Here is an 18,319-nt window from a genome sequence, read left to right on the forward strand (position 1 = left end):
GTCGTAGAACAATGTGCTCCCACCCTATCCAGCCCAGGGCACGGCAAAGGGCCCCGTCCGGTGTTCGGACGGGGCCCTTCATCGCGCGTGGCGAGCGCAGCGATCAGTGGTGGCCGTGGCCGCTCGTGATCTCCTTGTACTCCTCGACGGTGGGCTTGGGGATCTGGGACTCCTCGCCGTAGTACGCCTCGCTCAGCTTGGCGCGCAGCTTCTGGGAGCCCTTCACCTTGCGCTCGACGCCGTTCTCGTCGACCGTGGCGCCGATCGCGGCCGGCTCGTACTGCTCGTGCGCCGTGAGCGTGTGCAGCTGCTCCTGGCTGAGCGGCTCGTGCACCTCGATGAACTCACCGTGCGGCAGGCGCTTGATGATGCCGGACTCGCGGCCGTGCAGCACCTTGTCCTTGTCGCGGCGCTGGAGGCCGAGGCAGATCCGCTTGGTGGCGATGAACGCGAGGACCGGGGCGACGAAGAACGCGACCCGGACGAACCAGGTGATGGCGTTGATCGACAGGTGGAAGTGGGTGGCCCAGAGGTCGTTTCCACCACCGATCAGCAGCACCATGTACCAGGTGATCCACGCGACGCCGAAGGCGGTACGCGTCGGCGCGTTGCGCGGGCGGTCCAGGATGTGGTGCTCGCGCTTGTCGCCGGTGACCCAGGCCTCGATGAACGGGTAGACCGCGATCGCGACCAGGACCAGCGGGAAGATCACCAGCGGGATGAACACACCCAGGACGAGTGTGTGGCCCCAGAAGTTGATCTCCCAGCCCGGCATGACACGGATCAGGCCCTCGGAGAAGCCCATGTACCAGTCGGGCTGGGCGCCGGTCGACACCTGGTCGGGACGGTAGGGGCCCATGGCCCAGATCGGGTTGATCGAGGCGATCGCCGCGATGGCCGCGATGACACCGAAGACCAGGAAGAAGAAGCCTCCGGCCTTGGCCATGTAGACCGGCAGCAGCGGCATGCCGACGACGTTGTTGTTCGTCTTTCCGGGGCCCGCGAACTGCGTGTGCTTGTGGTAGAAGACCAGGATCAGGTGGCCGACGACCAGGCCGAGCATGATGCCCGGCAGCAGCAGTACGTGGATCGAGTAGAAGCGGGCCACGAAGTCGCCGCCCGGGAACTCGCCGCCGAAGAGGAAGAACGACAGGTACGTGCCGACGATCGGCACGGACAGGATCGCGCCCTCCATGAAGCGGACACCGGTGCCGGAGAGCAGGTCGTCCGGGAGCGAGTAGCCGGTGAAGCCGGTGAACATGCCCAGGACGAACAGCAGGAAGCCGAACAGCCAGTTGACCTCACGCGGCTTGCGGAACGCGCCCGTGAAGAACACGCGCATCATGTGCACGAACATGCCGGCGAGGAAGATCAGCGCCGCCCAGTGGTGGATCTGCCGGATCAGCAGACCACCGCGCACATCGAAGGAGATGTGCATGGTCGAGTTGAACGCCTCGGACATCAGCTGGCCCTGCAGCGGGACGTAACTGCCGTGGTACTCCACCTCGTTCATCGACGGGTGGAAGAACAGCGTCAGGTACACACCCGTGAGGATGATGATGATGAAGCTGTAGAGGCAGACCTCGCCCAACATGAACGACCAGTGGTCGGGGAAGATCTTGCGCATGTTGGACTTGGCCAGGGAGTAGATCCCCAGTCGGCCGTCGGCCCAGTCGGCGACGCGTTCGCCCGCCGGGGCCTTGTCGCGCCGCGACCCGTTGGCCGCGGTGCTCTCGTTTGTGCTCATCCGCGCTCCCAGAATGCAGGACCGACGGGCTCCTCGAAGTCGCCGAGCGCTTGGAGGTAACCCTGGTCGTTCACGCCGATGCGCAGCTGCGGCAGGGCGTGACCGGCGGGGCCGAAGATCACCCGGGCACCGTCGGAGAGGTCGAAGGTGGATTGGTGGCAGGGGCAGAGCACGTGGTGGGTCTGCTGCTCGTACAGGGAGATCGGGCAACCCACGTGGGTGCAGATCTTCGAGTACGCGACGATCCCCTCGTGCGACCACTCGAGCTCGCGCTTGTCCTTGATGTTGTCCGGCTGGATACGGACGATCATCAGGGCGGCCTTGGCGATCTCGGTCTGGAACTCCTCGTCGTGCTCCTCCAGGCCCTCGGGCTTGGCGAAGGTCAGCGAGCCGACCGCGACGTCGGAGGGACGCAGCGGCTCGTTGGTGTTCATGTTGACGAGCTGGAGGCCCTTGCGCCACATGGTGTGACGCAGCTTGGTGCCGGGCAGCGGGCCGAGGTCGCGCAGCAGCATGACGCCGGAGAGCGGGAACAGGGCCAGCGCGCCGAACATCGTGTTGCGGATCAGCTTGCGACGGCCGAGCGCCGACTCCTTGGCGCCCTGCTTGAAGTCCGCGTGGACCTTCGCGCGGACCTCGGGGGACGCCTCGATCGGGTGGCGCTCGTCGGCGATCTCCTCGTCGGACATCAGGGTGCGGGCCCAGTGGACCGCACCCGCGCCGATCGAGAAGAGGGCGAGACCGAGGGTCAGGCCCAGCGCGAAGTTCAGCGCGTTGATGTGCCCGATCGGGAAGACGAAGATCGACTTGTCGTGGGGGATGCCCACGTACGAGGCGATGAACCCGACGGTGGCCAGCATCGACACCGTGAACAGCATGGCCACCGTGCGCTCGGACCGCCTGGCGGCCCGCTCGTCGATGTCCTGCACCCGGTGCTCGTGGGGCGGGAGGCCGGGGTCCGCGAAGGGGTCCTTCTCGTCCGCGACGCCTACCGCGCCGTGCGCGTCCTGCTCTGCGGGCAGGTTCTCTTCTGGAATGTCTTGGCTACTCATGACTTCTTGGCCTTTGCGGTCCGAGCGGCGACCCAGACGGCGACCGCGATCAGCGCGCCGAGGCCGAAGATCCAGGCGAACAGGCCTTCGGAGACCGGGCCGAGACCGCCCAGCTCAAGGCCGCCGGGGCTCACGGTGTCGTCGCCGTTGACCGCGTTCAGGTACGCGATGATGTCCTTCTTGTTCTGCTCCGACAGCGTGGTGTCGGGGAACGACGGCATGTTCTGCGGGCCGGTCTGCATGGCCTCGTAGATGTGCTTCGGGTCGACGCCCTCGAGGCTCGGCGCGAACTTGCCGTGCGTCAGCGCGCCACCCTTGCCGGTGAAGTTGTGGCACTGCGTGCAGTTGTCACGGAAGAGCTCGCCGCCCTTGGCGATGTCGGCGCCGTCGGGGCCGTACTGCGCCTGGGTCGGGATGTTCGGACCCGCGCCCAGCGAGGCGACGAACGCGGCCAGCTGGTCGATCTCGGCCTGCGTGTAAATGACCTTCTTGCGCGGAACCTGCGCGCCCGGCTGCTGGGCCGGCATACGGCCGGTGCCGACCTGGAAGTCGACGGCCGCGGCGCCCACGCCCACGAGGCTCGGACCGTCGGAGGATCCCTGACCGCCGGCGCCGTGGCAACTGGCGCAGCCTACGGCGAAGAGCTTCTTGCCCTCGTCGATGGCCAGGGACTGGGCGGTTTCATCTGCCTGCGCCTTGCTCGCGGGCGCGAACACGGCGTACAGCCCCCCGGTGCATGCCAGCGCGAGGAGTAGGACGACGAGCGCCGCCAGCGGGTGGCGTCGTCGTGCGGAGAGCTTTTTCACGGATTACCCCGGTGTCAGGATCTTCTGCGTCGATGCTTGCGATGTCGGGAGCGGGCCCGGCTACTTGATCATGTAGATCGTGGCGAAGAGGCCGATCCAGACGACGTCGACGAAGTGCCAGTAGTAGGACACGACGATTGCGGCGGTCGCCTGCTCGTGGGTGAACCTCTTGGCCGCGTAGGTACGCCCGAGAACGAACAGGAACGCGATGAGGCCGCCCGTCACGTGCATACCGTGGAAGCCGGTGGTCAGGTAGAACACCGAGCCGTACGGGTCCGAGGAGAGCGAGAGCCCGTCCTTCTTCACCAGCTCGGTGTACTCGTAGATCTGACCGCCGATGAAGATCGCGCCCATGATGAAGGTGATGATGAACCAGCCCCGGAGCTTCTTCACGTCACCGCGCTCGGCGGCGAACACGCCGAGCTGGCAGGTGAGCGAGGAGAGCACCAGGATCGTGGTGTTCGTCGCCGAGAACGGGAAGTTCAGGCTGTGCGCCATTTCCTTCCAGTGATCAGGACCCGTCACCGATCGCAGGGTGAAGTACATCGCGAAGAGGGCCGCGAAGAACATCAGCTCGGAACTCAGCCAGATGATGGTTCCGACGCTGGTGAGGTTCGGCCGGTTGACCGACGGGTGCGCGTGCCCGGTTTCTACTGTCGTTGCTGTCGCCACGACCGACATTATGTCGCTCGCTTATCCAGCCCTCACCCCGGGGGGTGCCGTTCGGAGTGTCTCCCTCCTTCATACCGGTGTTGACGTGGTGTTCAAGGGAGTAGCATCCGGCCCAACGGGCCTGTCCTTACGACGCTGACGTCACGGAGGAACAATGCAGCCGACCGCCACGGTGCTGGTCTACAGCGACGATTCCAACACCCGCGAGCAGGTACGGCTCGCCGCGGGCCGTCGACCGGCTCCCGACGTCCCGTTGGTCGAGTTCCTGGAGTGCGCCACGCCTGCGGCGGTGCTGAAGGAGCTGGACAAGGGCGGGATCGACGTCTGTGTGCTGGACGGGGAGGCCGTGCCGATGGGGGGCATGGGGCTGTGCCGGCAGATCAAGGACGAGGTGTTCAACTGCCCGCCGGTGCTGCTGCTGATCGGACGGCCGCAGGATGCGTGGCTGGCGACGTGGAGCCGGGCGGAGGCCGCGGTGACCCATCCCGTGGATCCGGTGGAGTTCGCCTCGGCGCTGGCTTCCCTGCTGCGGGACCGGAAGGCTCTGAGCGCCTGAGAGGCGCTCCCACGGCCCCCTAGATGCTCTGTGGCCTCAGCCTTGCCGTCTGGTCGGGGCTGGGGGCGTCCGGGGTGCCGGCCACCAGGGCGCTGCCGTCGCGCCATTTCTTCCAGTCGAGGTTCCAGTCGCCGAAGCCGTTGCCGAAGGGCTCCATCGTGTTGCCGTCCGAGTTGACGACCTGGACCACGTCGCCCTCGTGGACGGTGTCGAAGAACCACGCGGCGTTGGACGTGCTCATGCCGGTGCAGCCGTGGCTGACGTTGGCGTAGCCCTGGGAGCCGACCGACCAGGGGGCGGCATGGACGTACTCACCGCTCCAGGTGACGCGGGTGGCGTAGTAGACCGGGAGGTCGTACGACTCCGAGGAACCCTCGGCGATCCCGATGCTGGTGCCGCGCATACGTACGAAGTACTCCTTGCCCAGCACGACCTTGACGCCGTTGCGGGTCTCGAAGCCCGGCTTGCCGGTGGTGACCGGGAGCTCGTTGATGACGTCGCCGTTCTTGTAGACCTTCATCGAGTGTGACGAGGCGTCCGTCACCGCGATGATGCGGTCCCCGGTGGTCAGCTTCAGGGGCTTCGCCTTGCCGCCCCAGAGCCGGTCGCCGATCTTGATGCCCTCCAGGTCGCTGCGGACCTGGATCGTGGCGTGGGCCGGCCAGTACTCCCTGGGCCGGTAGTGGAGTTCCTTGTCGTCCACCCAGTGCCAGGCGCCCGATACGGCGGGCGTCGAATCGACCCTGAGTGCGCGTTCTATGACGCCCCGCTGAGCCTTGTCCTTGACGGGCCTGTCCAGCTTGGCGGTGACGGGCTGGCCGACGCCGTACGTGCCCGACTTGGGGCCGAAGGTGACCTTCAGACGCTTCTTGCCCAGCGGCTTGCTGGTGTCGAACTCGAGGACCCTGCGGCCCGGTGCCCCGTCCTCGTCCTCGGTGCTCACCCGGACGGTGTAATGGGCGTTTGCGGCCAGCGGGGAGGTGCTGCGCCAGCGGGTGCCGTCGGTGGAGAGTTCGCCCGCCAGATAGCGGCCTGTGGCGTCCGTGGCCGTGACGTCGGTGATGCGGCCGTCGTCCTCCTCGGCGGTGACCTCGAGCGGCTTGTCCGGGTCGGCCTTCTTGCCGTCGCCGGTGGGCGCGTTGAAGGCGATCTGGTCCGCCGCGTCGAACGGCGTGGCCGCCAGCGGGTTCCCGTCGGACCCGCAGGCGGCGGCGCTCGCGCCGAGGGCGATCACCAGCAGCGTGCAGCTCACAACGATGCGGGTACGCGGTGCGTGGTTCATGACTTCACGCTAGGAAGCCCCGTCAAGAACGGCGCGCTGGGTGACTCGTACGAGGGACAAGGATTGCGGCAAAAGCAGGAGCCCGGACCCTCCTCACGGAGTGTCCGGGCTCCTGATGAGCTCCGCTCGTGCTACTGCGTGCGGTTCTCACCGCGGTAGTACTCGAAGACCCAGCCGTACAGGCCGACCAGGATCACCGGCAACGAGAAGTACAGCAGCCACCAGCCGATCGCGACCGACAGGAAGGCGAGGGCGCCGCCGAAGCCGAGGGCGAGCGGCTGCCAGCTGTGCGGGCTGAAGAACCCGACCTCGCCGGCGTCGTCCGCGACGTCGGCCTCCTTGTTGTCCTGCGCGCCGGCGTCCACCCGCTTGGCCGTGAAACCCAGGTAGAAGCCGATCATGATGGACAGCCCGAAGGCCAGGAAGAGCGCGGTGGTACCGGCCGGCTCCTTCGACCACACGCCATAGACGATCGCCATGACGAGGATGAAGACGCTCAGCCAGATGAACATCCGTCCCTGGATCTTCACTTGCCGGCCTCCTTGCCGCCGTTGCCGGCCAGAGCCTTCTCACCGTGACCGGCGTTCTCGAGCTGGTCGAGAGCGGCGATCTCGGGGTGGTGCAGGTCGAACGCCGGGGATTCGCTGCGGATCCGCGGCAGGGTGAGGAAGTTGTGGCGCGGCGGCGGGCAGGAGGTCGCCCATTCGAGCGAGCGGCCGTAGCCCCACGGGTCGTCGACGCCGACCGGCTTGCCGTACTTGGCCGTCTTCCACACGTTGTAGAGGAACGGCAGGATCGACAGGCCGAGCACGAACGAGCTGATCGTCGAGATCGTGTTCAGGGCGGTGAAGCCGTCGGCCGCCAGGTAGTCGGCGTACCGACGCGGCATGCCCTCGGCGCCCAGCCAGTGCTGGACCAGGAAGGTGCCGTGGAAGCCGATGAACAGCGTCCAGAACGTGATCTTGCCGAGGCGCTCGTCGAGCATCTTGCCGGTGAACTTCGGCCACCAGAAGTGGAAGCCGGAGAACATCGCGAAGACAACGGTGCCGAAGACGACGTAGTGGAAGTGCGCCACCACGAAGTACGAGTCCGAGACGTGGAAGTCCAGCGGGGGCGAGGCCAGGATGACACCGGTCAGACCACCGAAGGTGAAGGTGATCAGGAAGCCGGTGGCCCAGAGCATCGGGGTCTCGAAACTCAAGGACCCCTTCCACATCGTTCCGATCCAGTTGAAGAACTTCACGCCCGTCGGTACGGCGATGAGGAACGTCATGAAGGAGAAGAACGGGAGCAGCACACCGCCGGTGACATACATGTGGTGCGCCCACACCGTCACGGACAGACCCGCGATCGCGATGGTCGCCGCGATCAGACCCATGTAGCCGAACATCGGCTTGCGGGAGAAGACCGGGATGACCTCGGAGATGATGCCGAAGAACGGCAGGGCGATGATGTACACCTCTGGATGGCCGAAGAACCAGAAGAGGTGTTGCCACAGCAACGCTCCGCCGTTCGCGGCATCGAAGACGTGTGCCCCGAATTTCCGATCCGCCTCCAGCGCGAACAGCGCGGCGGCGAGAACGGGGAAGGCGAGCAGGACCAGCACCGCGGTCAGCAGCACGTTCCACACGAAGATCGGCATGCGGAACATGGTCATGCCCGGCGCGCGCATGCAGATGATCGTGGTGATGAAGTTGACCGCGCCGAGGATCGTGCCGAAGCCGGAGAAGGCCAGACCCATGATCCACAGGTCGGCGCCGATGCCCGGGGAGCGGACGGCGTCGGAGAGCGGGGAGTAGGCGAACCAGCCGAAGTCGGCCGCACCCGAGGGGGTGAGGAAGCCGCCGACCGCGATCGTCGAGCCGAACAGGTACAGCCAGTAGGCGAACATGTTCAGCCGCGGGAACGCCACGTCGGGCGCGCCGATCTGCAGCGGCATGATCCAGTTGGTGAAGCCGGCGAACAGCGGCGTCGCGAACATCAGCAGCATGATCGTGCCGTGCATCGTGAACGCCTGGTTGAACTGCTCGTTCGACATGATCTGCAGACCCGGCCGGGCCAGCTCGGCGCGCATGAAGAGCGCCATCACGCCGCCGATCAGGAAGAACGCGAACGACGTGACCAGATACATCGTCCCGATCGTCTTGTGGTCAGTGGTGGTGAGCCACTTGATGACCACGCTGCCGCGGTTCTGGCGCCGGACCGGCAGCTCGTCCGTGTAGTGGGACCCTGCCGCCGCGGCACCCTGGGGTTCGTTGAGGATGCTCACAGGTTCGTCGTCTCCCGGTCCTTCTCGTGGGCGGTCTGCTCGATGCCCGCGGGAACGTAACCGGTCTGCCCCTTCTTCGCGAGGTCCTTGAGGTGCTGCTCGTAGCGCTCGGGAGAGACGACCTTCACGTTGAACAGCATCCGGGAGTGGTCGACGCCGCACAGCTCGGCGCACTTGCCGAGGAAGGTGCCCTCCTTGTTGGGGGTCACCTCGAAGGCGTTGGTGTGGCCCGGGATGACGTCCTGCTTCATGAGGAACGGCACCACCCAGAAGGAGTGGATGACGTCACGAGAGGTGAGGACGAAGCGGACCGTCTTGCCCTTGGGGAGCCAGAGGGTCGGGCCGGGGTTGCCGGTCTGCGGGTTCCTCGTGGCGGGCGTACCGAAGTCGTAGACACCGCCGGCGTTCGCCGGGAAGTCGTTCTTGAACCGGGTCGGAATCGCGTCCAGGTTCTTGTCGGTCTTCGCGTCGCCCGTGGAACCCGCGACGGGCTCGATGTAGTTGAAGGCCCAGCTCCACTGGTAGCCGACGACGTTGACGGTGACGTCGGGCTCCTTCTTGAGGCTGAGGAGCTTCGACTCGTCGCGGGCCGTGAAGTAGAAGAGGACCGAGACGATGACGAGCGGAACGACCGTGTACAGCGCCTCGATGGGCATGTTGTACCGGGTCTGCGGAGGAACTTCGACCTTGGTGCGGCTGCGCCGGTGGAAGATCGTGCTCCACAGGATCAGGCCCCACACCAGCACGCCGGTGGCCAGCGCGGCTGCCCAGGAACCCTGCCAGAGGGAGAGGATCCGCGGAGCCTCTTCCGTGGTCGGGGTGGGCATACCAAGGCGGGGGAAGTCCTTGTATGTGCAGCCGGTGGCGGTCGCCAGGACCAGGCCCGCGGTCATTGCCTGCAGCAGCTTCCGCCGCATCGGGCGCCGCGGCGAGCGGTCGGAGCCGTTGGGACTCACGTAGCGCCTTCCCGAGAGTCTCGCCCGCGCGGATTGGCTGCGGCCTGCCCTTACTCGGTGGTCGGTCGCCGCCCTGCGTCGGGCAGGGGTTTGGATGTTTATGCGGACCAAACCCTAGCCGACGCTCTCCGAGGGTTCAGCGGGAGGGGTGCCTAGTGGGTGGGACGGTTAGCTGAATTGGCGGCTGCGGGTTGTTTGTGGCTGATCGCGCCCTGCGGCGGACCGCTGCCGGATACAGCCCCGCGCCCCTGGGGGTTAGCGTGGCTGTGTGTCCTACTTCGACGCTGCCTCCAGTGCTCCGCTCCATCCCGTCGCTCGTCAGGCGCTGTTGGCCTCCCTTGACGAAGGATGGGCTGATCCCTCTCGGTTGTATCGGGAGGGGCGGCGGGCCCGGCTGCTGCTGGATGCCGCTCGGGAGGCCGCTGCCGAGGCCGTGGGGTGTCGTCCCGACGAGCTGAGCTTCACGTCCTCCGGGACGCGGGCCGTGCACAGCGGCATCGCGGGGGCGCTTGCCGGTCGTCGTCGCATCGGACGCCACCTGATCGTGTCAGCCGTCGAACACTCCTCGGTACTCCATTCGACGGAGCTGTTCGAGGTGACCGAGGTTCCGGTGAGCCGGACGGGAGCGGTGAGCCCGCAGTCGTACGTCGATGCTCTTCGCCCCGATACCGCGCTGGCCTGTCTCCAGTCGGCGAACCATGAGGTGGGGACCGTGCAGCCGGTGGCCGAGGTGGCCGCCGTGTGCCGTCAGGCGGGGGTGCCGTTGCTGGTGGACGCGGCGCAGTCGCTCGGCTGGGGGCCGGTCGAGGGCGAGTGGTCGCTGTTGACCGCCAGCGCGCACAAATGGGGCGGTCCGTCGGGGGTCGGCCTGCTCGCCGTGAGAAAAGGTGTCCGCTTCTCACCCCAGGGACCCGCCGACGAGCGGGAGTCGGGGCGGGCGCCGGGGTTCGAGAACCTGCCGGCCATCGTCGCGGCGGCGGCCTCGCTGCGGGCGGTGCGGGCCGAGGCCGCGCAAGAGGCCGTACGACTGCGGGAGCTGACGGCGCGGATCCGGGCACGGGTGCCGCGGCTGGTGCCGGACGTGGACGTGGTGGGCGATCCCGAGAAGCGGCTGCCGGGGATCGTCACCTTCTCCTGTCTCTACGTCGACGGAGAGACCTTGCTGCACGAGCTGGACCGGGAGGGGTTCTCCGTTTCCTCCGGGTCGTCCTGCACGAGCAGCACGCTGACGCCGAGCCATGTGCTGAAGGCGATGGGCGTACTGAGTGAGGGGAATGTGCGGGTCTCGTTGCCGCCGGGCACGACGTCCGAGGATGTGGAGCGTTTCCTGGAGGTGTTGCCGGGAGCGGTGACTGCGGTGCGGCAGAAGCTGGGCGCACCGACGCCTTCGGCTGCGGTGCGGGACGACTCACTTGTCGTGGACGCCCTCGGCAAGCGGTGCCCGATTCCGGTCATCGAACTGGCCAAGGTCATCGGGGACGTTCCGGTGGGCGGGACCGTCCGGGTCCTGTCGGACGACGAGGCGGCCCGCCTGGACATCCCGGCATGGTGCGAGATGCGGGAGCAGGAGTACATGGGAGAAGAACCGGCGGACCAGGGTTCCGCTTACGTGGTCCGCCGTATCTCCTAGGCGGTCACTTGAGGTGGGTGCGGACCTCGTCGGCGGCCTCATCCCCGTACGCCTTGGTGAACCGCTCCATGAAGGTCCCCCGCCGCAGCCGGTACTCCTGCGTGCCCACGGTCTCGATGACGAGTGTCGCCAGCATGCAGCCCACCTGAGCCGCTCGCTCCAGCGAGACTCCCCAGGACAGCCCCGACAGGAACCCGGCGCGGAACGCGTCGCCGACCCCCGTGGGGTCCGCCTTGCGCTCCTCCTCCGCGCAGCCGACGACGATCGGCTCCTCGCCCGCCTTCTCGATCCGCACGCCCTGCGCACCGAGCGTGGTGACCCGGTGGCCGACCTTCGCCAGGATCTCCGCGTCGGACCAGCCCGTCTTGGACTCGATGAGCCCCTTCTCGTACTCGTTGGAGAAGAGGTACGTGGCGCCGTCCAGCAGTATCCGGATCTCGTCGCCGTTCATGCGGGCGATCTGCTGGGAGAAGTCCGCGGCGAAGGGGATGCCGCGCGACCGGCACTCCTCGGTGTGGCGGAGCATCGCCTCGGGGTCGTCGGCACCGATGAGGACGAGGTCGAGGCCGTCGACCCGGTCGGCCACCGTCTTGAGCTCGATCTGGCGGGCCTCGCTCATCGCGCCCGTGTAGAAGGAGCCGATCTGGTTGTGGTCGGCGTCGGTGGTGCACACGAAGCGGGCGGTGTGCAGGGTCTCGGAGATGCGGACGGACGCGGTGTCGACACCGTGCCGGTCCAGCCAGGCGCGGTACTCGTCGAAGTCGAAGCCCGCGGCGCCGACGAGGATCGGGTTGGTGCCGAGCTGGCCCATGCCGAAGGCGATGTTCGCGCCGACGCCTCCCCTGCGTACGTCGAGGTTGTCGACCAGGAAGGAGAGCGAGACCGTGTGCAGTTGGTCCGCGACGAACTGGTCGGCGAAGCGGCCGGGGAAGGTCATGAGGTGGTCGGTGGCGATGGAGCCGGTGACTGCGATGCGCACGGCGTGGCTCTCCTGGAATAAAGAAGGGGGGCGCGATAGCGCTCGTTGGAAGGGTGGTGCTGGGAGACGGGAGGGCGTGTTGACGGTTAACGCTATCGGGTCCGTATGGGGTACTGCGAGGCGGCCGACGGCACGGTGAAGCAGGTAAAACTACCCGATAGTAGATCTTTCTTCGCGGGCTCCGTCGTGCATACGGTGCGGTTATGACCAACCTTGAGCTGTACGTCTCTGCCCCGGCCGACCTGGACGGGGGCCTCGCGTCACTGCTCGGTGACTGCGCCCGGATGGCTCCGCACTGGGCGGTTCCCGACCGGATCGTCTCCCTTCCGGTGTCTCCCTCACTCATCCACGGCGTGACGGTTCCCGAGGGCTCCGCGCGGCTGCTGGAGGCGATGTCGGAGTACGGCGACTGAGGCACGGCGCTCGCGTCAGCGCGTTCGAGGGAACCACGCGCTCCCCTGCTGCGTCCCATCGCCGTCCCCCGGAAAGGGGATGCGGGATACGACCCGTTTGCCGACCTTTTTGACAGGCTCGGGTCAGGGTCGAGGGACAGTTGCGCAGCAGAAGGAGCGATGCGGTGAACACCGAGCGACCCGACAACGACGAGGCCTCCGGCGGCGGGGACGGGAGCTCTGCGGAAGCGCGCGGTACGGGGGCGCTCGGCGCCGAGGAAGTGAGCGGTGCCGAGCGGGCGCGGGGTTCCGCCGCTGCCGGCGACGAGACGACGAGCCATGCGGGGGCCGACCAGGACGGTGGGGCCGAGGGCACCGAAGAAGCCGGTGCCGCCGGAGGCTCGGCGGAGCGCACCGAGGAAGCAGCGGACGACACCCCGGCCTCCGTCACCGCGCCCGCGGCCGACGCCACTGCCGGCGAGCCGGACGGCCCCGCCGCCCCCGACGCCCATGCCGACACCCACACTCCACAGGCCCCCGCCGATGGCGACAGCCCGGCGACTCCCAGCCCCACCGGCCCCGACAAGCCCCCGGCACCCGACGCCGCTGCCGACACCCACACTCCACAGGCCCCCGCCGATGGCGACAGCCCGGCGACTCCCAGCCCCACCGGCCCCGACAAGCCCCCGGCACCCGACGCCGCTGCCGGGCCGGACGAGCCCGCGGGCCTGGACACCGGTCTCGATCAGCCTCAGCCCCCCGCCCCCGATGCGGATGTCGCCGAGCCGGACGATCACGTTCCCGCCGTCGCCGCCCTCTCCGACCCCGACGTCCCCCGTTCCGGTCGGCACCGCTCCCCCGCCGTCATCGCCGCCGTCGCCGCTGCCGTCCTGCTGGTCGGGGGTGGTGGGGCGTACCTCGCCGCCGGCACCTCCGGAGGGTCCGGCGGCGGCACGACCTCCGGCGCGTCGCGGGACGACACTCCCCCGCCCCTCGCACTCGACGGTTACAGCGTGAGTGGCGGGGCGGGGAACGGGATCGCGCCCGGGGAGCCGAATCCGTACGGCGTGACGTATCGCGTCGACGGCAGCCTCCCGGCAGGGCCCGGCTCGGCGCCGGTCTACCGGACCCAGGGGCAGGTCACCGAGGACGACGTGGTGCGGCTCGCCGAGGCCCTCGGGGTCGACGGGACGCCGGTGGCGCAGGGGCAGGTCTGGCGGGTCGGGGCCAAGGACGGTTCGGGACCTGGTCTCCAGGTGAACCGGCAGGCGCCGGGCGCGTGGACCTTCCAGCGCTACTCCCGCGTCATCGACCACTGTGACAGCGCCACCGTGTGCGGGGCGGAGCAGACCCCCACCGGCTCTCCGGTGAGTGTGGCGGTCGCGGAGAAGGCCGCCGCACTGGTGCTGAAGGCGGCGGGTCAGGACGGCGCGAAGCTGGACGCGAGCCAGGTCATGGGCGCCCAGCGGGTCGTGAACGCCGATCCGGTCGTGGGCGGCCTGCCCACGTACGGCTGGACGACCGGCGTCACCGTGAACGGCCAGGGTGAAGTGGTCGGCGGCACCGGTCAGTTGAAGGCGCCGGTGAAGAGCGACACGTATCCCGTGCTGAGCGCCGAGAAGACGCTGGGCCTGCTGAACAAGGTGCCCGCGACCGGCCACCGCATGGGGATCGGCGGCTGCGCCAGTCCCGTACCGCTGAAGGACCGGTTGGAGGCGCCCTGCGGGGAGTCGACGGCGAACCCCGTGAAGAGCACGCTCACCGTCGAGAAGGCGGTCTTCGGGCTGGCGTCGCATCTCGTGGCCGGCCGGCCGGCGCTCGTGCCGTCCTGGCTGTTCGAGGTGCGGGCGACGGGCGCGAAAGACACCTTCACGGTGACGTATCCAGCGGTCGACCCGACGTACATCGCCTCCACGGCGACAGCGACGCCCACGTCACCCGCCACACCCACGGCACCCTCGGACGAGCCGACCTCCGCGCCGAAGACGCGGGACGTCAAGGTGGACGGCTACTCGGCCGAGGGCGACGAGCTGACCCTGAGCTTCACGGGCGGGGTGTGCGGGGACTACGCGGCGACGGCGAGCGAGACCTCGGGCGAGGTGACGGCCACGGTGACCTATACGCCGTGGCCGGACAAGGTCTGCATCATGATCGCCAAGGAGATGCAGAAGACCGTGCCGCTGAACGAACCGATCGGTGACCGCAAGGTCGTGGGCACGGACGGCAAGGAGATCCCGCTGAAGAAGGCGGGGGCGCGGCTGCCGGAGACCTCCGGAGCCCGGTAGTCCTGGAGATACGCGAAGGCGGCGGCCCCGTCGGAGGGGGCCGCCGCCTTCTGTCGCTCGAGCCTTGGTCGAACCCGAGGCTTAGCTGAAGGAGTCGCCGCAGGCGCAGGAGCCGGTCGCGTTCGGGTTGTCGATCGTGAAGCCCTGCTTCTCGATGGTGTCCACGAAGTCGATGGACGCGCCACCCAGGTACGGGGCGCTCATGCGGTCGGTGACGACCTTGACGCCACCGAAGTCCTTGACGACGTCCCCGTCGAGGGAACGCTCGTCGAAGAAGAGCTGGTAACGCAGGCCGGAGCAGCCGCCGGGCTGAACGGCGACGCGCAGGGCCAGGTCGTCACGGCCTTCCTGGTCGAGCAGGGCCTTGACCTTCGCCGCGGCGGCGTCGGACAGGATGATGCCGTCGGTGACGGTGCCGGTCTCGTCCGATACGGACATCTACATCTCTCCCGGGTTGTACGGAGACTGCTTGCCGACTGGTGCAACCGGCAAGGCCGCGGATTCATTCCGGGCCGGACGCCGGTTTTTTCCGGCGCCTTCTTCATGCTCGCACATGCCGTGCCGGGCGGAAAACGTCTCTTCGGGATTCACGTCACATCGACGCTATAGCCATCGTCAAAGTGACGTGAACCAGGTTATGATAGATAGCGTCAGTTCGACGAAAAGTAGAAAGGGTGCGTGTCGTGACCACCGCCCAGACCACGGAGCTCGACGTACAGCCGACTCCGCTCGCCCTGTTGCTGCTCGGCCGCGAGGCCGACCCGAGGAGCGAGCGGGGCGTCGAGTGCCCCGGCGACCTGCCCTCGCCCTCCGACCCCGACCTGGTCGAGCGCGCCCGCGCGGCCAAGGAGAAGCTCGGCGACAAGGTGTTCGTCCTCGGCCACCACTACCAGCGTGACGAGGTCATCCAGTTCGCCGACGTCACGGGCGACTCCTTCAAGCTGGCCCGCGACGCCGCCGCGCGCCCGGAGGCCGAGTACATCGTGTTCTGCGGTGTGCACTTCATGGCCGAGTCGGCGGACATCCTCACGTCCGACGACCAGAAGGTGGTCCTCCCCGACCTCGCCGCCGGCTGTTCCATGGCCGACATGGCGACGGCCGAGCAGGTCGCCGAGTGCTGGGACGTGCTCACCGACGCCGGCATAGCCGAGCAGGTCGTGCCGGTGTCGTACATGAACTCCTCGGCGGACATCAAGGCGTTCACGGGCAAGCACGGCGGCACCATCTGCACGTCGTCCAACGCCAAGAAGGCGCTTGAGTGGGCCTTCGAGCAGGGCGAGAAGGTGCTGTTCCTGCCCGACCAGCATCTCGGCCGCAACACCGCCGTGCGGGACATGGGGATGACGCTGGAGGACTGCGTCCTCTACAACCCGCACAAGCCGAACGGCGGCCTGACCGCCGAGCAGCTGCGCGACGCGAAGATGATCCTGTGGCGCGGCCACTGCTCGGTGCACGGCCGCTTCTCGCTGGAGTCGGTGGAGGACGTCCGCGCCCGGATCCCCGGTGTGAACGTCCTCGTGCACCCCGAGTGCAAGCACGAGGTCGTCGCCGCGGCGGACTACGTCGGCTCGACCGAGTACATCATCAAGGCGCTGGAGGCGGCCCCGGCCGGCTCGAAGTGGGCCATCGGCACGGAGCTCAATCTCGTACGACGGCTCGCGAACCGTTTCGCCCCCGAGGGCAAGGAGATCGTCTTCCTCGACAAGACGGTCTGCTTCTGCTCGACCATGAACCGCATCGACCTGCCCCACCTGGTCTGGACCCTGGAGTCGCTGGCCGAGGGCAAGCTCGTCAACCGGATCGAGGTCGACAAGGAGACGGAGGCGTTCGCGAAGCTGGCGCTGGAGCGGATGCTGGCGCTGCCGTAGAACCGTCGTGGGGAGCGCTCACCCCGATGCGGAGGTCCGCTCGGGGTGAGCGGGGTCGAGGATGAAGAGACACGGGGCCGGTGTCAGGGACGCGCACAAGGTCGCCCGACAGGCACGAGTGGCTCGACGTGGAGCCCAGCGTTCAGCAACACGGCTCTTCCCCGGTCAGTTCCGCAGACGGGCGTTGAGCCGGGCCGCCTGGCGGGTCAGGTAGTCGCGTTCGGCGAGGTCGGGAGCCTTGTGGGCGGCCTCGGCGTACAGGCCGGCAGCGGTCGACACGTCGCCGGCGCGTTCGTGGAGATAGGCCGCGGCCGCCGTACGGCGGGGCAGCGAGTCCTCGATCGCGGCCAGGGCGGCCAGGCCCGCGCGGGGGCCGTCCGCCTCGCCCACGGCGACCGCCCGGTTGAGGCGGACTACGGGGCTGTCGGTGAGGCGGGCGAGTTCGTCGTACCACTCGACGATCTGCACCCAGTCGGTCTCCTCGGCGGTGGGTGCGTCGGCGTGCAGGGCGGCGATCGCGGCCTGCGCCTGGAACTCGCCCAGCCGGTCGCGGGCGAGCGCGGACTGCAGGATGCGGACGCCCTCGGCGATCGCCGCGGTGTCCCAGCGGGTGCGGTCCTGCTCGGCGAGCGGCACCAGACTGCCGTCGGAGGCCGTGCGGGAGGCGCGGCGGGCGTGGTGGAGCAGCATGAGGGCGAGCAGCCCGGCGACCTCGGGGTGGTCGATGGCGGCGACGAGCTGCCGGGTGAGCCGGATGGCCTCGGCGGCGAGGTCGACGTCGCCGGAGTAGCCCTCGTTGAAGACGAGGTAGAGGACGCGCAGCACGGTGGCGACGTCGCCGGGCTGGTCGAAGCGGACACCGGAGACGGTGCGCTTGGCCCGGCTGATCCGCTGCGCCATGGTCGCCTCGGGCACCAGGTAGGCCTGGGCGATCTGGCGGGTGGTGAGTCCGCCGACAGCGCGCAGGGTGAGGGCGACGGCGGAGGACGGGGTGAGCGAGGGGTGGGCGCACAGGAAGTAGAGCTGGAGCGTGTCGTCCACGGCGGGCGCGGGGCCGGGCGCCGGTTCCTCCTCGACATGGTCCTCTCGCCGGCGGCGAGAGGCGTCCGAGCGGGTCGCGTCGAGGAACTTGCGCCAGGCCACGGTGACCAGCCAGCCCTTCGCGTCCCGCGGAGGGTCGGCCGGCCAGACCCGGACCGCCTCGACGAGCGCGTCCTGGACGGCGTCCTCGGCCGCCGCGAAGTCGGCTCCGCGGCGGACGAGGACGGTGAGCACGCTCGGCGTGAGGCTTCTGAGCAGCGCCTCATCCACCGGGGTGGCACTCCGGGTCGGTGGGCGACGCCGCGTAGAACGGGCGCAGCTCCAGCCACTCGTGGATCGGCTTCCCGCCGGCCCCGGGGGCGGCCGACAGCTCCCCGGCCAGCTCGAGGGCCCGCTCGTAGCTGTCGACGTCGATCACCATCCAGCCGGCGATGAGGTCCTTGGTCTCGGCGAACGGCCCGTCGGTGACGGGCGGGCGCCCCTCGCCGTCGTACCGCACCCACGTCCCCTCGGGAGCGAGCGCCTGCCCGTCGACGTACTCCCCGGTCTTCACCAGCCGGTCCGCGAAGTCCCGCATGTACTGCACGTGCGCCGAGATCTCCTCAGGCGTCCACTGCTCCATGGGCACGTCGTTGGCCGGAGCCGGAGCGCCGCGGTAGTGCTTCAGCAGCAGGTACTTGGCCATGGTGTCTCTCCTCGGTCCTGATGCGGCCCATTCTGGTCGCTCTCACCACGGGGACGGAGCGGGGCACGGGTTCTCGACATCACCTGGAGAATTGTTTTC

17 protein-coding genes are annotated in these 18,319 nt (G+C 68.4%); 5 read left to right on the plus strand and 12 right to left on the minus strand.

Features of this window, described 5'->3' with window-relative positions; all coding sequences use genetic code 11:
* Window positions 1-103 precede the first annotated feature (103 nt).
* Genes qcrB through ctaE form a run of 4 tightly spaced genes read right to left on the minus strand, consistent with a single transcriptional unit; the run spans window position 104 to window position 4,286 of the window.
* Entirely contained in the window at window positions 104-1,747 is a 1,644-nt protein-coding gene (gene qcrB, locus QF027_RS13680) for a cytochrome bc1 complex cytochrome b subunit (RefSeq protein ID WP_306982653.1), read from the minus strand.
* A complete protein-coding gene (gene qcrA, locus QF027_RS13685) occupies window positions 1,744-2,799 on the minus strand; it encodes a cytochrome bc1 complex Rieske iron-sulfur subunit (RefSeq protein WP_306982651.1) in 1,056 nt (351 codons plus the stop codon). Before qcrA ends, qcrB begins: the two co-directional genes overlap by 4 nt.
* Window positions 2,796-3,605 carry a cytochrome bc1 complex diheme cytochrome c subunit gene (gene qcrC / locus QF027_RS13690; protein ID WP_306982648.1) on the minus strand — a complete coding sequence of 270 codons (810 nt, stop codon included), beginning with the start codon at window positions 3,603-3,605 and terminating at the stop codon, window positions 2,796-2,798. The genes qcrA and qcrC overlap by 4 nt, the downstream gene beginning before the upstream one ends.
* A 60-nt stretch (window positions 3,606-3,665) precedes the next feature.
* The gene (gene ctaE / locus QF027_RS13695; RefSeq protein WP_306982646.1) at window positions 3,666-4,286 is read right to left on the minus strand and encodes an aa3-type cytochrome oxidase subunit III; all 621 of its coding nucleotides are present in this window, start codon (window positions 4,284-4,286) and stop codon (window positions 3,666-3,668) included.
* A gap of 145 nt (window positions 4,287-4,431) precedes the next feature.
* On the opposite strand from ctaE, the gene QF027_RS13700 reads away from it, so the two are divergent.
* The gene (locus QF027_RS13700) at window positions 4,432-4,833 is read left to right on the plus strand and encodes a hypothetical protein (RefSeq protein ID WP_306982644.1); all 402 of its coding nucleotides are present in this window, start codon (window positions 4,432-4,434) and stop codon (window positions 4,831-4,833) included.
* 19 nt (window positions 4,834-4,852) lie between these two features.
* Here the strand turns inward: QF027_RS13700 and QF027_RS13705 are convergent, their stop codons facing one another.
* The 4 genes from QF027_RS13705 to ctaC form a co-directional block, all read right to left on the minus strand.
* On the minus strand, window positions 4,853-6,115 hold the full coding sequence (locus tag QF027_RS13705; RefSeq protein WP_307074748.1) for a L,D-transpeptidase: 1,263 nt from the start codon (window positions 6,113-6,115) through the stop codon (window positions 4,853-4,855).
* A gap of 131 nt (window positions 6,116-6,246) precedes the next feature.
* Complete coding sequence (locus tag QF027_RS13710) at window positions 6,247-6,645, minus strand: cytochrome c oxidase subunit 4 (protein WP_306982640.1); 399 nt, start codon at window positions 6,643-6,645, stop codon at window positions 6,247-6,249.
* Window positions 6,642-8,384, minus strand: coding sequence for an aa3-type cytochrome oxidase subunit I (gene ctaD, locus QF027_RS13715; RefSeq protein ID WP_306982638.1), 1,743 nt, complete (start codon window positions 8,382-8,384; stop codon window positions 6,642-6,644). The genes QF027_RS13710 and ctaD overlap by 4 nt, the downstream gene beginning before the upstream one ends.
* Window positions 8,381-9,340 (minus strand): aa3-type cytochrome oxidase subunit II, encoded by a 960-nt coding sequence (ctaC, locus tag QF027_RS13720; RefSeq protein ID WP_306982636.1) that lies wholly within the window; start codon window positions 9,338-9,340, stop codon window positions 8,381-8,383. The genes ctaD and ctaC overlap by 4 nt, the downstream gene beginning before the upstream one ends.
* A gap of 268 nt (window positions 9,341-9,608) precedes the next feature.
* Here ctaC and QF027_RS13725 point away from each other — a divergent pair, with 268 nt between their 5' ends.
* On the plus strand, window positions 9,609-10,970 hold the full coding sequence (locus tag QF027_RS13725; RefSeq protein WP_306982634.1) for a cysteine desulfurase/sulfurtransferase TusA family protein: 1,362 nt from the start codon (window positions 9,609-9,611) through the stop codon (window positions 10,968-10,970).
* A gap of 4 nt (window positions 10,971-10,974) precedes the next feature.
* Here QF027_RS13725 and QF027_RS13730 read toward each other — a convergent pair whose 3' ends face one another.
* The gene (locus QF027_RS13730; protein ID WP_306982632.1) at window positions 10,975-11,949 is read right to left on the minus strand and encodes a carbohydrate kinase family protein; all 975 of its coding nucleotides are present in this window, start codon (window positions 11,947-11,949) and stop codon (window positions 10,975-10,977) included.
* Between the two features lie 203 nt (window positions 11,950-12,152).
* On the opposite strand from QF027_RS13730, the gene QF027_RS13735 reads away from it, so the two are divergent.
* Together QF027_RS13735 and QF027_RS13740 are read left to right on the plus strand one after the other, a co-directional pair.
* Entirely contained in the window at window positions 12,153-12,362 is a 210-nt protein-coding gene (locus tag QF027_RS13735; protein ID WP_306982631.1) for a hypothetical protein, read from the plus strand.
* Between the two features lie 164 nt (window positions 12,363-12,526).
* The gene (locus QF027_RS13740; protein WP_307074750.1) at window positions 12,527-14,626 is read left to right on the plus strand and encodes a hypothetical protein; all 2,100 of its coding nucleotides are present in this window, start codon (window positions 12,527-12,529) and stop codon (window positions 14,624-14,626) included.
* Window positions 14,627-14,707: 81 nt separating this feature from the next.
* Here QF027_RS13740 and QF027_RS13745 read toward each other — a convergent pair whose 3' ends face one another.
* On the minus strand, window positions 14,708-15,064 hold the full coding sequence (locus QF027_RS13745) for an iron-sulfur cluster assembly accessory protein (protein WP_020137379.1): 357 nt from the start codon (window positions 15,062-15,064) through the stop codon (window positions 14,708-14,710).
* 245 nt (window positions 15,065-15,309) lie between these two features.
* Here QF027_RS13745 and nadA point away from each other — a divergent pair, with 245 nt between their 5' ends.
* Window positions 15,310-16,494, plus strand: a complete 1,185-nt coding sequence (gene nadA / locus QF027_RS13750) for a quinolinate synthase NadA (protein WP_306982620.1) — start codon at window positions 15,310-15,312, stop codon at window positions 16,492-16,494.
* A 165-nt stretch (window positions 16,495-16,659) separates the two neighbouring features.
* On the opposite strand, the gene QF027_RS13755 is transcribed toward nadA, so the two are convergent.
* Both QF027_RS13755 and QF027_RS13760 read right to left on the minus strand, forming a co-directional pair.
* Window positions 16,660-17,805 (minus strand): RNA polymerase sigma factor, encoded by a 1,146-nt coding sequence (locus QF027_RS13755; RefSeq protein ID WP_307074752.1) that lies wholly within the window; start codon window positions 17,803-17,805, stop codon window positions 16,660-16,662.
* Window positions 17,798-18,220 (minus strand): YciI family protein, encoded by a 423-nt coding sequence (locus QF027_RS13760; RefSeq protein WP_306982617.1) that lies wholly within the window; start codon window positions 18,218-18,220, stop codon window positions 17,798-17,800. Before QF027_RS13760 ends, QF027_RS13755 begins: the two co-directional genes overlap by 8 nt.
* Window positions 18,221-18,319: the final 99 nt, after the last annotated feature.

It is taken from the genome of Streptomyces canus (assembly GCF_030816965.1).
GTDB classification, from domain to species: Bacteria; Actinomycetota; Actinomycetes; order Streptomycetales; family Streptomycetaceae; genus Streptomyces; species Streptomyces canus_E.